Source organism: Streptomyces sp. NPDC032091, from assembly GCF_055580265.1.
Map to the genome: position 1 here is coordinate 141,025 of NZ_JBVILR010000018.1, position 12,822 is coordinate 153,846.

Below are 12,822 nucleotides of genomic sequence, written 5' to 3' on the forward strand. Positions count from 1 at the left end.
TGATCGTTTAGGAAAGCCCTTGGCGAAGATCACGCTGTGTAGCGCCCACTAAGGTTGCTTCTGGAGCGGTTTCGGGGCTATGCCATGGCATCCTGTGACGTCACAACTCGCCGGACGGGATCGGCGGCGGACGTCCGGGGAATTTGGGGAAGATCCATGAGGCTCTGCTTCCTGGTGGAGGAGCACTACCGCCATGACGGCATGCCGAACGAGGTGATCCGTCAGCTGACCGCGTGGGGCCACCACGTGGACGTCGTGCGGCCGGGCGGCTCGCTGCTGCGCATGACGGACCTGGTGCGGGCCGGCACGCACGACGCGTGGGTGCTCAAGACGGTCTCGGGCGGCCCCGGGCTGACCCTGCTGGAGGCCGCGGCCGCCGCGGGGGTGACCACCGTCAACGACGCCCGGTCCATCCGCGGGGTGCGGGACAAGGCGCTGGCCGCCGCCCTCGGCAGCGCGCGGGGGCTCCCCCTGCCGGCGACGTACGCGGTGGCCCGCCCCGAGCTCCTGGCGGAGATACCGGACGAGCTGTACCCGCTCGTGGTCAAACCGGCCGACGGCAGCTCCGGCCGCGGGGTGCACCTGCTGCCCTCGCCGGACCGGCTCGGGGCGCTGCTCCCCGCGCTCGCGGGCGAGGGCATGCTCATCGCCCAGCCCTACGTCCCGAACCCCGGGACCGACCTCAAGGTGTACTGCGTGGGCGGCGAACTGCACGCCACCGAGCGCTGTTCCCCCCTGCACCCCGACGCCGCCGTGCGCGAGCGCCGGGTGCCGCTGCCGGCCGAGGTCGCGGAGATCGCCGCCCGGGTGGGCGAGGTGTACGGGCTGGACCTGTACGGGGTGGACGTGCTGCTGGGTCCCGACGGGCCGGTGGTGGTCGACGTCAACGACTTCCCGAGCTTCCGCCAGGTGCCGGACGCCGCGGCCCGCGTGGCGGGCGCCGTCCTGGACCTGGCCCGCGCGGGCGGCGGCCGGGCGGCAGCGGCGGCGTGTCCGCCGGCCCGGCCGTACGCCCTGCCCGTGGCCATCCCGGCGCAGGCGACGGCTCGGGCGGGGGACGGCGCGTGAGGATCGGCCTGATCACCCCCGACCCCGGCCATCCGCTGCTGGCGGCCACCGCCGCGCTGCTCGGCGCGCGGCACGAGGTGGAGGTGCTGCACCCCGCGGCGGGGGCCGCGGCCGCCGCCGGAGCGCCCGCCGACGTGTACCTGCTCAAGGCCCGGACCCCGGCGGCGCTGGAACTGGCCCGTGCGCTGGAACTGCGGGGAGCGCCCGTGGTGAACTCCGCCGCCGCCACCGAGGGCTGCCAGGACCGGACGGGGATGGCCGCGCTGGCCCTGGGGGCGGGGCTTCCGTTCGCCCCCACCCGTACCTTCGGCTCCCTGGCGCTGCTGGAGTCCGCGGCGGGGCTGGAGTGGCCGCTGGTGGTCAAGAGCCGGCGCAGCCGCAAGGACGACCTGGTGGTACGCCTCGACGGGCCCGGCAGGCTGCGGGAACTGGCGCCGCGCTGGGGCGGGGAGCCGGTGGTCGTGCAGGCGTTCGCGCCCAACAGCGGCTGGGACCACAAGCTGTGGGTGGTCGGGGACGAGGTCTTCGCCGGCCTGCGCCGCTCCGAACTCGCCGCGGGCGCCGGGGAGCCGGCCCGGGGCATGGAGCGGCTGCCCGACGGGTGGGCCGAACTGGCCCTGCGGGTGGGGCGGGTCTTCGGGCTGGACGTTTACGGGGTGGACGTCATCGCCACGCGGGACGGCGGCCCCCTCATCGTCGACGTCAACGCCTTCCCCGGCATCCGCGGCCAGGCCGGCGCCCCCGAGGCCCTCGCGGCCCTCACCCTGCGCCGGGCCGCCCGGGCCCGCGCCGTCGGGCGGTAGGCGGCGGGCGGTAGGCGGCGGGCGGTAGGCGGCGGGCGGTAGCCTGCGGGCCGGTCGACAGGAGGGCGGGGTCCATGCGCGCGGTGGTGTTCGAGCGGTACGGGGAGCGGCCCGAGGTGCGGGAGGTCCCGGACCCGGCGCCGTCCCGGGGCGGGGTCGTGGTGCGCGTCGAGGCCACGGGGCTGTGCCGCAGCGACTGGCACGGCTGGGCGGGCCACGACCCGGACATCACCCTGCCGCACGTGCCGGGCCACGAACTGGCCGGAGTGGTCGAGGCGGTGGGCCCGGGCGTGCTGAACTGGCGGGCCGGCGACCGAGTGACCGTGCCCTTCGTCTGCGCCTGCGGCAGCTGCGCCGACTGCGCGGCCGGCGACCACCAGGTGTGCGCCCGCCAGACGCAGCCCGGGTTCACCCACTGGGGCTCCTTCGCCGAGTACGTGGCCCTGGACCACGCCGACGTGAACCTGGTGGCGGTGCCGGAGGAACTGTCGTACGCGACCGCCGCCGCCCTGGGCTGCCGCTTCGCCACGGCCTTCCGGGCGGTGGTCGCGCAGGGCAGGGTGAAGGCGGGCGAATGGGTCGCCGTCCACGGCTGCGGCGGGGTCGGCCTGTCCGCCGTGATGATCGCCGCCTCGGCCGGGGCCCGGGTGGTCGCCGTCGACACCGCGCCCGGGGCGCGGGAGCTGGCCCGGGAGTTCGGGGCGGCGCACTGCCTGGACCCGGCCGCCGTAGGGCCCGGCGGCACGGCGGAGGCGGTGCGGGAGCTGACCGGGGGCGGCGCGCACCTGTCGCTGGACGCCCTGGGCTCCCCCGCGACCGCCGCCGCCTCGGTGGCCGGGCTGCGGCGGCGCGGACGGCACGTCCAGGTCGGGCTGCTCCCGGCGGCGGCCGGACCGGCGGCACTGCCGCTGGACCGGGTGATCGGCTGGGAGCTGGAGGTCCTGGGCAGCCACGGGATGGCCGCCCACGCCTACCCCCCGATGCTGGAACTCGTCCGCTCGGGCGCCCTGCGCCCGGACCTCCTGGTCACCGCGACGATCCCGCTGGAGGCGGCCCCGGCGGCGCTGGCCGCGATGGGCACGGCCCCGGGACGCGGGGTCACCGTCATCCTGCCGCGGGCCTGACACGGCCCCGCCCCGGCCCTGGACGGAGGGCCGGGGCGGGAGGTCTCAGCCCGCGAGGAGGGTGAGGGTGTCGATCACCCGGTTCGAGAAGCCCCACTCGTTGTCGTACCAGGCGACCACCTTGACGTGGCGGCCGTCGACGCGGGTGAGCTCCGAGTCGAAGATCGACGAGGCGGGGTTGCCCGTGATGTCGGAGGAGACGAGCGGGTCCTCGGAGTACTCCAGCACCCCGGCCAGCGGGCCCTCGGCGGCGGCGCGGTAGGCCGCCAGCACCTCGTCGCGCGTCACGTCGCGGGACACGGTCGTGTTCAGTTCGACGATCGAACCCACCGGCACCGGCACGCGGATCGAGTCGCCCGACAGCCTGCCGTCGAGGTTCGGCAGCACCAGGCCGATCGCCTTGGCGGCACCGGTCGTGGTCGGCACGATGTTCACGGCCGCGGCGCGCGCCCGGCGCGGGTCGCGGTGCGGGCCGTCCTGGAGGGCCTGCTCCTGGGTGTAGGCGTGCACCGTCGTCATGAAGCCGTGCTCGATGCCGGCCAGTTCGTCGAGGACGGCGGCCAGCGGGGCGAGCGCGTTCGTGGTGCAGGAGGCGTTCGAGACGATCGTGTGGAGCTCGGGGTCGTACGCACCGGTGTTGACGCCGTACGCGAGCGTCACGTCCGCGCCGTCCGACGGGGCGCTGACGAGGACCTTCTTCGCGCCCGCCTTGACGTGGGCGCGGGCGGCCTCGGCGGAGGTGAAGCGGCCGGTGGCCTCCAGCACGATGTCGACGCCGAGTTCGGCCCAGGGCAGCTGCTCCGGCTCGCGCTCGGCGAGCACCGCGATGCGCCGGCCGTCGACCACGAGGGTGCTGCCGTCGACGGTGACGGGGCGGCCGAGGCGGCCGGCCGTGGAGTCGTAGGCGAGCAGCCGCGCGAGGGTGGCCGGCTCCGTGAGGTCGTTGACGGCGACGACCTCCAGGTCGCTGTCGCGTTCGAGCAGCGCGCGCAGCACGTTGCGTCCGATGCGGCCGAATCCGTTGATGGCGATGCGAGTCATGAGCGGTGTCCCCTTCTGTTCGCCATCAGGTTCGCCTCCGCCGCCCGCCCACGACAGTGGCGAGATCGCCACGGTTCGCAAGTATCCCGCCAAGCTCCCGCCCCCCGTCGTGTGCCAGGCCGTTCCGGGCGCCGCCGGCCGGCTACTCGCCCCGGGTGAAGGTGCGCCGGTACTCGGTCGGGGTGGTGCCGAGGATCCGCTGGAAGTGCAGGCGCAGGTTCGCGCCGGTGCCCAGGCCCACGTCGGCGGCGATCTGCTCGACGCCCCGCTCGGAGCGTTCGAGCAGCTCCCGGGCCACGTCGACCCGGGCCCGCATGACCCACTGCATCGGCGTGTACCCCGTGTCCTCGGCGAAGCGACGCGAGAACGTACGGGGCGACACCGCCGCGTGCCGGGCCAGCGCTTCGAGGGTCAGGGGCTCCCCGAGCCGCTGCAGGGCCCACTCGCGGGTGGCGGAGAACCGCTCCCCGAGCGGCTCGGGCACGCTGCGCGGGAGGTACTGCGCCTGCCCGCCGCTGCGGTACGGGGCCGCGACCAGCCGCCGGGCCGCGTGGTTGGCGGCGGCGACGCCGAGGTCGCGGCGCAGGATGTGCAGGCACAGGTCGATGCCCGAGGCGGCCCCGGCCGAGGTCAGGACGCTGCCCTCGTCGACGAACAGCACGTTCTCGTCGATCCGGACGAGCGGGTGTCTCGCCGTCAGCGCCCGGGTGTAGTGCCAGTGGGTGGTGGCCCGCTTGCCGTCGAGCAGTCCGGTGGCGGCGAGCGCGAACGCGCCCGTCGAGATGGCCGCGAGCCGCGCGCCCCGCGCGTGGGCGGCGGTCAGCGCCTCGACCACCTCACGGGGCGGGTCCTCGCGGTCGGGGAAGCGGTAGCCGGGGACGAAGACGACGTCGGCCCACTCCAGCGCCTCCAGCCCGTGGGTGACGTGGTAGGACAGCCCGTCGCCGCCGGTGACCAGGCCCGGGGCAGCCCCGCACACCCGGACCTCGTACGGCATGCTCGCGCGGGTGCTGAAGACCTGCGCGGGGATCCCGACGTCGAGCGGCTTGGCCCCTTCGAGGACGAGTACGGCGACGCGGTGGAGGCGGGATCGGGGCACGTCGCAGAGCGTACGCGGGACGAAACCCGTGTGCGCGCGGCCGGAGCGGTCTGGAAGCATGCCCGGATGGAACGTCCTCTCGAATCCCTCGTCGTCCGGCACACCCTCCGCGTCCCGGCCCCCCGCGGTCCCGCCGGTCAGGGCGGCACGGCGGCGCGGCGGTTCGACGCCGCGCTGCTGTCCGTCGGCTTCAAGCTCTCGGCCCCGCTGCTGGAGCACCTGTCGGGGCTCGCGGAGGAGACGGTCGTGGAGACGGCCGCGCGCACGCTGGACACCGTCCGCGAGATGACCGGCGACCACGTCGTGCACAACGTGTACTTCAAGGACTTCCCGGCCAACGTCCCGGACACGTTCGAGTTCTGGATGACCTGCGTCCGTGAAGCCCTGGCCGACGACGCCGCGCGCGGCAGCACCCTCGCGCAGCTGCGCACCGGAGTCCTGGACCTGCTGACCCTCCCCTCGTACGGCGACTACCGCCACACCTACGAGGAGATGCTCGCCGCCCACGAGGAACTGATCGCGGCCGCCGGGGACCGGATGACGGTCCTGCACCGGGGCGGCGCCCTCGACGAGGAGGTGAGCGCCCTCTACCTGGCCCTGGCGGGCAGCACCACGCCGCTCGGCGAGGAGGGGCTGGGCGATCTCGCGCGGCTCGCCGGGCACTGCGCCGACGGCCCCCAGCCGGCGGAGATCCCGGTCCGGGAGAACCGCGCCGTGGTCAACCGGGCCCGCCTCGGCCTCGGTGCGGAGCTGCTGGTGGACACCGTCACCGACGTGCTGCGCCTGGCCTGCGCCCTGTCGGACGGGGACGTGTCCCTGACGGAGCCGACCCGGCTGAAGCGGCTGTCGCGTCCGGTCCGGCGGGCTCTGGTGGCCGCCCTGGACACGGTGGTCGAGCAGTCCCCCGCCAAGCTCGCCGACGTCCTCGCGCACCGCGAGGAGTTCAAGCGGCTGGGCGAACGCCTCCACCCGCACGAGTACCCGAGCCGGCCGCACGCCGCCCGCGTGTTCGCCGTCGCCCGGGGCGAGGAGGAAGCACGGACCCTGGAGAGCCGGGTCGAGGAACTCCTCGGCTCCGGTGACGCCGTCGCGGCGGCGCGGCTGCTGGCCGCCGCCGCACCCGGCCGGCTGCTGCGCTCCGTGGACCGGCTGCTGCGCGCCTGCCCGGGCCCCGAGGAGCGCAGGGCCGTCGCGGCCGCCGCCGAGGAGGCGGCCCCGCGCGTCTCGGGCCGGGTCCTGCTGTCGGTGCGCGAGCACCTCCGCAACCGGGACCGCGGGCCGGCCGCGCGCCGGGTCTTCGTCAACCCGCGGGGCCGCGCCTGGGTCACCCCCGACACCCGTGCGCCCCTGCCGGGCGCCGAGGCCGGGCGCCTGGCCGGGATCCTGGACGCGGAGGTGCTCCGCCGCCTGCCCGACCCGGGGCACCTGCTGGTCGACCCGGCCGTCCTCGACGTGGCCCTGCCGCTCAGCGGGAAGGCGACGGCCGCGGGGCTCGGCGTGCTGCCGCGCGGCTCGCTGTCCCCGGTCGACGGGGAGCTGCTGCGGTTCTTCGTGCACTGGACGCAGACGAAGCACAGCACCGACTACGACCTGTCGGCGGTGATGCTGGACGGCTCGTACGAGACCGTCTCCTGGCTGTCGTACACGGCCCTCCAGGCGGTCGGCGGCGAGCACTCGGGCGACATCACCGACGCGCCCGCGCCCGACGGCGCCTCGGAGTTCATCAACCTGCGCCTGGACGCCGTACAGGGCGACTTCATCGTCCCGATGGTCAACCTCTTCTCCGGAGAGGGCTTCGAGGAGGTGGCCGAGTCCTTCTTCGGTTTCATGCTGCGCGACGGCGAGCAGCTCGGCCGGCCCTTCGAACCGCGCACCGTCCGGATGAAGTCGGAGCTGCGCGGGCCGGGCCGGGTCGCCCTGCCGCTGGTGTTCCTGCGCGGGGCCGACGGCGGCTGGCGGGCCAAGTGGCTGCACGTGTACCTGCGCGGCACCCCCAGTGCCAACCGGGTGGAGGAGAACCGGGCGACGGTCGGCACGCTGGTGCGGGGGATCGTCGAGCGCGAGTACCTCACGGTCCGCCACCTGGCCGGGCTGCTGGCCGACCGCGCCCGCAGCACCGCGGAGTGGGACGGCGGAGAGCCGCCGCGGGGGCCGGTCACCTACATCGGGCTGGAGCGCCCGGACGGACTGCACCCGGACTCGGTGGTGTTCACCCCGGAAAACCTGCGTGCCCTGATCCCGGGCTGACTGCTACCTTTGGCCCCGGCGAGGCCATGGGCGGACTTCCTTCTCACAACCCACTGAAATAGTCCCCCCGCTTTCCTCGCCCCCGACATGACCGAGCCGGGACGCCCTACGGCGTCCCGGCTCCGTCGTGTCCGGCCCTCGGACGGGGTGGTCGACCGGCCCCGGGTCCGCTCCCATACTTGGGCCTCATGAGAGGGAAGGACAAGGACACCGTGCGCAGCAGCCCGCTGGTGCCCGCCGCCGTGGGCGAGGAGATCGCCCGGCACGACTGGGTTTCCATCGCCTGCGGCTGCGGCCGTTCGGCGGGGCACCTGGAGGACACCCTGTGGCATGCCGCCGAAGGGCATCCGGCGGCCTTCCAGGCCCTGGAGGGGCACGTCTTCACCCGGCCCAGGCTCTGGCCGCCCGCCCCCGCGGCGTGCGCGGTGCTGATGGCCGTCTGGGCCGCCGGGCCGCCCCGGCTGGCGACCCGCGAGGCCCTGCTGCGGACGCTGCTCGCGCTGCTGACCTCCGAGGACGACGGGACGGCGTACGAGGCGGGGCTGTACGGGCAGTGCGCCGCCTACGTCCGGGCCGGGCTGCCGCAGCTGACCGGTCCGCTGGCCGGCGGCCCCGGCAGCCCGACGGCCGCCTACGCCGACGGCATCCTCGACATCATCCGGCTGTGCGCCTGAGGCCGCGCAGCAGGTGCGGGGTGACCTCCTCCAGGGAGGCGGCGAAGGTGCGCGCCGCCGAGCCCGGTACCTCCAGCAGCGAGGGCACGACCAGGACCGGGCAGCCCGCCGCCTCGGCGGAGGCGGCCCCGTCCGGGGAGTCCTCCACGGCGACGCACTCCCCCGGCTCGAAGCCGAGGCGTTCGGCCGCGACCCGGTAGGGCTCGGGGTGCGGCTTGGTGCGCGCGGTGTCGTCGGCGGAGAGGGTGAAGGCGAAGGGGACGTGTGCCAGCGCGCCCCCCACCACCTGGTCGACGACCACCCGTGGTGAGGCGCTGACCAGGGCGAAGGGCACGCCCTGGGCCTCCAGGGCAGTCAGCAGCCGCTGTGCTCCGGGCCGGACGGGGGCGCCGGCCGCGACCCGGCGGAAGAAGCCCTCGGTGAGCTCGTCCGCCACGGCCCCGGCGTCCGCGCCGCCGGTGACCCGGACGAGGTGGGCGGCGGTGTCGGCGACCGCGCGGCCGACGACCTCGGGGGCGTCGGCCGGGCCGATCCGGTGGCCGAGGCGGTCCGCGACCTCCTCGGTGGTCTCCCACCAGAGCACCTCCGTGTCCACGAGGGTGCCGTCCATGTCGAAGAGGACGGCGGCGAGTTCGCTCACACGGTCCTCGCCACGACGAGTACGGGCCGCTCGGCCAGGCCGACGGTGGCCCGCGCGCCGGGGGTGAGGCCGCCCGCGTCCCGGGAGGGGACGTCGGCCTTGACCCGGGTGCCTCCGGCCAGGTCGAGGTGGAGGCGGGTGACGGCGCCGAAGAAGGAGGCCGAGGCCACGGTCGCGGTGCCGGCCGCGTCGGCGGCGACGGTGAGGTTCTCGGGCCGGACCAGCACCTCGACCTCGGGCCCGGCAGGGACCGGTCCGTCGACGGGCAGCCGGGTGCCGGCGACCTCCACCTGTCCGGAGCCGGCGAGGCGGCCCGGCAGCCGGTTCATGGTGCCGACGAACTCGGCGACGAACGGCGTCGCGGGACGCTCGTAGAGCTCGGCGGGGGCGGCGCACTGCTCAAGTTTCCCGGCGTTGAGGACCGCGACCCGGTCGGCCATCGACAGGGCCTCCTCCTGGTCGTGGGTGACGAACACGGTGGTGATGCCGAGGGAGAGCTGGAGCCGGCGGATCTCCTCGCGCAGGTTGGCCCGTACCTTCGCGTCCAGGGCCGAGAGGGGCTCGTCGAGCAGGAGCACGCGCGGGCGCAGGGCCAGGGCGCGGGCGAGGGCGACGCGCTGCTGCTGGCCGCCGGACATCTGGTGCGGGTAGCGGTCGCCGTGCTCGGGAAGGCCCACGAGGTCCAGGAGTTCGGCGGCGCGTTCACGGCGGCGGGGCGCCGGGACGCCCCGTACGCGCAGGCCGAAGGCGACGTTCTCGCGGGCGCTCAGGTTCGGGAAGAGACTGTACGACTGGAAGACCATCCCGGCGTCGCGGCGGTTGGCCGGGACCCGGGTGATGTCCTCGCCGTCGACCAGGACCTCGCCGGAGTCGGGGTGTTCGAAGCCGGCGAGCACGCGCAGGGCGGTGGTCTTGCCGCAGCCCGAGGGGCCGAGCAGGGCGAGGAGTTCGCCGGGCTCCACGGTCAGGTCGAGTCCGTCCAGGGCGGTGGTGGTGCCGAACGCCCGGCGCAGGCCGCGGAGTTCGACGCGGGCGCCCCCGGTGCCGGCGGACGCGGCCGGCTTCCCGGTCTCGGTCAGGGTGGTGGACATGCGGGTCAGGACTCCTTGCGGGAGGTGGCGGGGGCGGAGGCCGTGGTGGACGGCGCGGTTCCGGCCCGCGAGAGGACGAGCAGCAGCAGCCAGGTGATCAGGAGGCTGAGGATGGAGACGGCCACCGACATCCGGGCCTGGGCGCCGGAGACGGAGACGATCCACACCGCGAAGGGGCGGAAGCCCAGCAGGGAGGCGAGGGTGAACTCGCCGAGCACCAGCGCCAGGGTGAGGAACGCCGCCCCGGCGAGTGAGGTCCGCAGGTTCGGCAGCAGCACCCGCCACACCACGTACGGCCAGCTCGCCCCGCAGCTGCGGGCGGCCTCGACCAGGGTGGGCGCGTCCACGGCGCGCAGGCCCGCGTCGAGCGAGCGGTGGACGAAGGGCAGCGCGAGCACGGTGTAGGCGAGGACCAGGACGACCGGGAACCGCTCGTCCTGGACGGCGATGAAGGTCTGGTAGAGCGGGGTCCGCGAGAGGTGCTCGGGTCCCCAGCGGAGCACGGTGGTGATGCCGGTGACCAGGGCGATGGGCGGGACCACCAGCGGCAGCATGCACACCACCTCGACCACGGGGCGCAGCCCGGGCGAGCCGATCCGTACGGCGATCAGCGCGGGTACGGCCAGCAGCAGGGACAGGGCGATGGTGGCGGCGGCCAGTCCCAGGGAGAGCAGCAGGCTCTGGGAGAACCCGTCGGCGCCGAGCAGTTCGGTGTACGCCTCGAAGGTGACGCCCTGTCCGGGGACGTGGACGGTGAACACGAAGGAGGCGAGGAGCGGGAGCGCGAAGTACGCGCCCGCGAGGGCGAGGACGGCGCCGCGCCAGATCCGGGGGCGGGGACGGGGCGCCTTCGCCGCCCGGCCGACGGCCTTCGCGGGGGCCTCGGCGGCATCGCCGCACACGGGCCCCGGGGCGGTCGCGGTGGTCTCGGTCATCGCAGCCATCGGGCGCTCCGTCGCTGGAGGGGCAGGTAGACCGCCATGACCAGGCCGGCGATCAGGATCATGTCGAGGCCGAGGGCGAGCGCCACGTTCTCCTGGCCGGTGAGGACGTTGCCGGAGAGGGCGTCCGCGATCTTCAGGGTGACCAGCGGTACGGAGCCGCCGACGAGGGCGGCGGCCGTCGCGTGGGCCGCGAAGGCGGTGCCGAAGAGCAGGACGAACCCGCCGAGCAGGGAGGGGGCGAGCACCGGCAGGCCGACGAGGCGCCAGAACTGCCAGCCGGTGGCCCCGCTGTTCCGGGCGGCCTCGCGCCACTGGGGGCGCAGCCCGTCCAGGGCGGGGACGGTCACCAGGACCATCAGCGGGATCAGGAAGTACAGGTAGACCACGGTGAGGCCGGCGAAGGAGTACAGGTCCCAGCCCAGGCCGGTGAGGTCGGCGAGCCGGGTGACGACCCCGGAGATGCCGGCGGTGGCGATGAACGCGAAGGCCAGCGGGACGCCGCCGAAGTTGGCGAGCACGCCGGAGGCGGTCAGCGCCGCCGAGCGCAGGGCGGTGGAGCGGGAGGTGACCAGCGCCTGGGCGATCAGCACGCCGAGGAGGGTGGCGAGGAGGGCGGTCAGGGCGGAGAGCCGGACGCTTCCGGCCAGGGAGGTGAGGTAGGGGCCCTGGAGGGAGCGGGCCAGGTGCTCGCCGGTGACGTGGGTGGCGCCGGTGGCGGGGTCGGTGCGGGTGACCGCGCCGAAGGCGATGGCGCCCAGCGGGATGCCGAAGCAGAGCCCGGTGAAGACGAGGAGGGGGAGGGCGGCGAGCCAGGTGCGCGGGCCGCGCCGCCGGCGGCGCGGGGTGGTGCCGCCGGCGGTTCCCTCACGGTGAGGGGTGGTGGGTGCGGACATCAGCTGAGGGCCTTGTCCCACTTCTCGGCGAGGACGGCTTTGGCCTTGTCGAGCTCGGCCGAGGCCGGGAACGACGGGGTGCCCTGGACCTGGGGGAGCTTGGTGACGGCGTCCTTGTCGACGGTGCCGTCCTGGGTCATGTTCGGGAGCAGGACGGGCCGGGCGTGGCCCTTCAGCCAGATGTTCTGGCCCTCGGTGCTGTAGAGGAACTCCATCCACAGGCGGGCGGCGGCCGGGTGAGGGGCGTCCTTGTTGACGGCCTGGGAGTAGAACTGGGCGTAGACGCCGTCGGCGGGGACGACGGTCTTCCAGTCGACGCCCTTGCCCTTGAACTGCTCGGCGTAGCCGGCGTTCAGGTAGTCCCAGTCGATCGAGATGGGGGTCTCGCCCTTCTCGACGGTGGCGGGGGTGGACTCGACGGGGATGAAGTTGCCGCTCTTGCGGAGCTGGCCGAAGAAGTCGATGCCGGGCTGGACGTCGGCGAAGGAGCCCTTGTTGGCGAGGGCGGCCGCGTAGACGCCGCCGAAGGCGGAGCCGGACTTGGTCGGGTTGCCGTTGAGGGCGACCTTGCCCTTGTACTCGGGCTTGAGCAGGTCGGCGAAGGTCTGCGGGCAGGCGGGGATCTTCGCGGCGTCGCAGCCGATGGAGACGTAGCCGCCGTAGTCGTTGTACCAGCGGCCGTCGGCGTCCTTCTGGGAGGCGGGGATCTTGTCCCAGGCGGTGACCTTGTAGGGGGCGAAGAGGTTCTCGTCGGCCCCGCTGCGGGCGAAGGATATGCCGAGGTCGAGGACGTCGGGGGCGCGGTTCTGGCCCTTGCGGGACTTGACGGCGGCGATCTCGTCGGCGCTGGTGGCGTCCGGGTTCTCGCTGGAGACCTTGATCTTCGGGTACTTGGCCTGGAAGGCCTTGAGCATCTCGCCGTAGTTCGCCCAGTCCGGCGGCAGGGCGATCACGTTGAGCCGGCCCTCCTTCTCGGCGGCCGCGACGAGGGCGTCCAGGCCGCCGAGGTCGGCCGCGGAGGCGGCGGTGGCCGGCTGGGCCTTGCCCTGGGCGCCGGCGCCGGCGGCGGGCTGGTCGGGGGCGGCGCCACACGCCCCGAGGGTGGCGACGGCGGCGGCGCTGAGCAGGACGGCCGCGCCACGACGGGCGGAGGAACGGAACACGGTCTCTCCCGGAGACGAAGGGGGGATCACTTGCC

The 12,822-nt window shown here is 74.9% G+C and carries 12 protein-coding genes; 5 read left to right on the top strand and 7 right to left on the bottom strand.

Annotated elements, in window-relative coordinates; all coding sequences use genetic code 11:
* Positions 1–156 precede the first annotated feature (156 nt).
* The 3 genes from ACZ5NJ_RS26675 (at position 157) to ACZ5NJ_RS26685 (ending at position 2,995) form a co-directional block, all read left to right on the top strand.
* Complete coding sequence (locus ACZ5NJ_RS26675; protein WP_468767826.1) at positions 157–1,068, top strand: ATP-grasp domain-containing protein; 912 nt, start codon at positions 157–159, stop codon at positions 1,066–1,068.
* Positions 1,065–1,871: an ATP-grasp domain-containing protein gene (locus ACZ5NJ_RS26680; protein WP_468767828.1), complete on the top strand. Its 807-nt coding sequence runs from the start codon at positions 1,065–1,067 to the stop codon at positions 1,869–1,871. Before ACZ5NJ_RS26675 ends, ACZ5NJ_RS26680 begins: the two co-directional genes overlap by 4 nt.
* Positions 1,872–1,945: 74 nt before the next feature.
* Positions 1,946–2,995, top strand: a complete 1,050-nt coding sequence (locus ACZ5NJ_RS26685; RefSeq protein WP_468767830.1) for a zinc-dependent alcohol dehydrogenase family protein — start codon at positions 1,946–1,948, stop codon at positions 2,993–2,995.
* 45 nt (positions 2,996–3,040) lie between these two features.
* On the opposite strand, the gene gap is transcribed toward ACZ5NJ_RS26685, so the two are convergent.
* Together gap and ACZ5NJ_RS26695 are read right to left on the bottom strand one after the other, a co-directional pair.
* The gene (gene gap, locus ACZ5NJ_RS26690; protein ID WP_468767832.1) at positions 3,041–4,036 is read right to left on the bottom strand and encodes a type I glyceraldehyde-3-phosphate dehydrogenase; all 996 of its coding nucleotides are present in this window, start codon (positions 4,034–4,036) and stop codon (positions 3,041–3,043) included.
* A 142-nt stretch (positions 4,037–4,178) separates the two neighbouring features.
* Positions 4,179–5,135, bottom strand: coding sequence for a GlxA family transcriptional regulator (locus ACZ5NJ_RS26695; RefSeq protein ID WP_468767833.1), 957 nt, complete (start codon positions 5,133–5,135; stop codon positions 4,179–4,181).
* A 66-nt stretch (positions 5,136–5,201) separates the two neighbouring features.
* Here ACZ5NJ_RS26695 and ACZ5NJ_RS26700 point away from each other — a divergent pair, with 66 nt between their 5' ends.
* Together ACZ5NJ_RS26700 and ACZ5NJ_RS26705 are read left to right on the top strand one after the other, a co-directional pair.
* Positions 5,202–7,382 carry a TerD family protein gene (locus ACZ5NJ_RS26700; RefSeq protein ID WP_468767835.1) on the top strand — a complete coding sequence of 727 codons (2,181 nt, stop codon included), beginning with the start codon at positions 5,202–5,204 and terminating at the stop codon, positions 7,380–7,382.
* 188 nt (positions 7,383–7,570) lie between these two features.
* Complete coding sequence (locus ACZ5NJ_RS26705; RefSeq protein ID WP_468767836.1) at positions 7,571–8,056, top strand: hypothetical protein; 486 nt, start codon at positions 7,571–7,573, stop codon at positions 8,054–8,056.
* On the opposite strand, the gene ACZ5NJ_RS26710 is transcribed toward ACZ5NJ_RS26705, so the two are convergent.
* Genes ACZ5NJ_RS26710 through ACZ5NJ_RS26730 form a run of 5 tightly spaced genes read right to left on the bottom strand, consistent with a single transcriptional unit; the run spans position 8,037 to position 12,787 of the window.
* Positions 8,037–8,696 carry an HAD family hydrolase gene (locus ACZ5NJ_RS26710; RefSeq protein WP_468767837.1) on the bottom strand — a complete coding sequence of 220 codons (660 nt, stop codon included), beginning with the start codon at positions 8,694–8,696 and terminating at the stop codon, positions 8,037–8,039. The genes ACZ5NJ_RS26705 and ACZ5NJ_RS26710 overlap by 20 nt on opposite strands.
* Positions 8,693–9,787 carry an ABC transporter ATP-binding protein gene (locus ACZ5NJ_RS26715; RefSeq protein WP_468767839.1) on the bottom strand — a complete coding sequence of 365 codons (1,095 nt, stop codon included), beginning with the start codon at positions 9,785–9,787 and terminating at the stop codon, positions 8,693–8,695. Before ACZ5NJ_RS26715 ends, ACZ5NJ_RS26710 begins: the two co-directional genes overlap by 4 nt.
* Before the next feature lie 5 nt (positions 9,788–9,792).
* A complete protein-coding gene (locus ACZ5NJ_RS26720; protein WP_468767841.1) occupies positions 9,793–10,731 on the bottom strand; it encodes an ABC transporter permease in 939 nt (312 codons plus the stop codon).
* Positions 10,719–11,624, bottom strand: coding sequence for an ABC transporter permease (locus ACZ5NJ_RS26725; RefSeq protein ID WP_468767843.1), 906 nt, complete (start codon positions 11,622–11,624; stop codon positions 10,719–10,721). The genes ACZ5NJ_RS26720 and ACZ5NJ_RS26725 overlap by 13 nt, the downstream gene beginning before the upstream one ends.
* The gene (locus ACZ5NJ_RS26730; RefSeq protein WP_468767845.1) at positions 11,624–12,787 is read right to left on the bottom strand and encodes an ABC transporter substrate-binding protein; all 1,164 of its coding nucleotides are present in this window, start codon (positions 12,785–12,787) and stop codon (positions 11,624–11,626) included. The genes ACZ5NJ_RS26725 and ACZ5NJ_RS26730 overlap by 1 nt, the downstream gene beginning before the upstream one ends.
* Positions 12,788–12,822 lie beyond the last annotated feature (35 nt).